Origin of the sequence: Fulvimonas soli, from assembly GCF_003148905.1 — a bacterium.
In the GTDB taxonomy this organism is placed as follows: domain Bacteria; phylum Pseudomonadota; class Gammaproteobacteria; order Xanthomonadales; family Rhodanobacteraceae; genus Fulvimonas; species Fulvimonas soli.
Genome location: NZ_QGHC01000033.1, coordinates 1 through 1,984, shown reverse-complemented (window position 1 = coordinate 1,984; position 1,984 = coordinate 1). Strand labels below are relative to the sequence as shown.

The following is a 1,984-nucleotide window of genomic DNA, read 5'->3' as shown; positions in this document are numbered from 1 at the left end:
GATGGATATCGAGGTGGTGTGCGGCTCGACGGGATCGAAGATCGAGATGTACTGGGTGGTGGGTGCGCCGGTGGATTTTCGCTGCGGCGCGGAGCGGTTGCGGGTCCAGGCGCGCGAGACGCTGGGCCGCAGTCCCCTGGATGGCAGTGCGTTCGTGTTCCGCAATCGGCGCTCGAACCGGATCAAGGTGCTGAAAGTGGATGCCCAGGGCGTGTGGCTGGCGACGCGTCGGTTGCACGAAGGGCGGTTCTGCTGGGTGTCGGCACTCGAGCCGATGGCATCGTTGACGCGCCAACAGTTCCGCTGGCTGTGCGCGGGCGTGGACTGGCAACGCCTGAGTGCATCACTGCCTCTTGAAAAGCACGTGTGAACCGTTACGCTGCGTGACCATGGATCGCGCAGCGCTCAACGCCATATCGGACGTCCAAACGCTGCGGGCGATGGTGCTGGAGCAGCAGGCGAGGATGGCATCCCATGAGCAGACCATCGCCCATCACGAGCAGGCCATCGCCGAGCGCGATCACGCCATCGCGTTCAAGGACGCGAAGATCAGCAAGCTCACCCACGAGATCGCGCGGCTGCGCCGCGTGCAGTTCGCGGCCAAATCCGAGCGCATGGATCCGGCGCAACGCGAACTGTTCGACGAAACGATGGCGGCGGATATCGCTGCGCTGGAAAGGGAACTGGACGCCCTGCGTGAACCGGCCAGGCCGGCGCACCGCCCCGCGTCCAAGCCGGTCCGCCGCCCGTTGCCGCCGGAGCTACCGCGCATCGAGACGATCCACGAACCGGCCTCGTGCGATTGCGCCACCTGCGGCGCAGCGCTGGTGAAGATCGGCGAGCACGTCAGCGAGAAGCTGGACGTCGAGCCGATGCGCTTCTTCGTGCACCGCGACGTGCACCCCCAGTACGCCTGCCGCCACTGCGAGACGATCGTCGCCGAGCCCGTCGCACCTGCCATCCTCGACCGCGGCATCGCCGCGCCGGGCCTGCTGGCCCAGGTCGTGATCCAGAAGTACACCGATCATCTTCCGCTGTACCGGCAGGAAGCGATCTTTGCCCGCGCCGGCCTCCCGCTGTCGCGCACGACCTTGGCCGAGTGGATCGGCGCCGTGGGCGTGGCGCTGCAGCCGCTGGTGGACGTGCTGCGCGCGCGGTTGCTGCAATCGCCCGTGCTGCATGCCGACGAAACCCCGGTCGCCCAGCTCGATCCCGGTGCCGGCAAGACCCGGCGGGCCTACCTGTTTGCCTACCGCCGCCCCGGCACGCAGCCCATCGTCGTCTTCGATTACTGTGCCAGCCGTGCCGGCAAGCATGCCGCCGCGTTCCTCGACCCATGGCGAGGAGCGCTGATGGTCGACGACTACAGTGGCTACAAGGCACTGTTTGCCGCCGGCGTCACCGAGCTGGCCTGCTGGGCCCATGCGCGGCGCACCTTCGTCGACGCGCACAAGGCCAGCGGCAGTCCGCTGGCCAGGGAGGCGATCGAGCGCATCGGCGAGCTCTACGTCATCGAGGCCAAGCTGCGTAACCTCGACGACGACGCCCGCCTGCGCGAGCGGCGCAAACACCTTGCGCCCCGGCTCGAAACCTTCAAACGCTGGCTGGACGACCTCCAGCCCAAGGTGCTGGGCAACAGCGGCCTGCGCCGTGCCGTCGACTATACCCGCCGGCGCTGGAGCGCCCTGGCCCGCCTGCTCGACGACGGTGCCTGGCCGATCGACAACAATCCCATCGAGCATGTCATCCGGCCCATCGCGGTCGGCCGCAAGAACTGGCTCTTCGCCGGTTCCGAAAGCGCGGGCCGACGCGCCGCCGCCCTCATGAGCCTCCTCGCCACCGCCAAGGCCAACGGACTCGAGCCCCATGCCTGGCTCACCGACGTCCTGACCCGACTGCCCACCACCAAGGACCGTGACATCAACAGCCTGCTGCCACTGGCATAGCTGAGGTCCGGGGGTAGGTGGCTTCGGCGCACGCTTAC

The 1,984-nt window shown here is 68.0% G+C and carries 2 protein-coding genes; both read left to right on the top strand.

Annotated elements, in window-relative coordinates:
- Nucleotides 1–370, top strand: a 370-nt coding sequence (gene tnpB / locus C7456_RS16670; RefSeq protein ID WP_211306350.1) for an IS66 family insertion sequence element accessory protein TnpB, incomplete at its 5' end; no start/stop codon positions are given.
- A 19-nt stretch (nucleotides 371–389) separates the two neighbouring features.
- Nucleotides 390–1,946, top strand: coding sequence for an IS66 family transposase (gene tnpC, locus C7456_RS16665; RefSeq protein WP_109724924.1), 1,557 nt, complete (start codon nucleotides 390–392; stop codon nucleotides 1,944–1,946).
- Nucleotides 1,947–1,984: the final 38 nt, after the last annotated feature.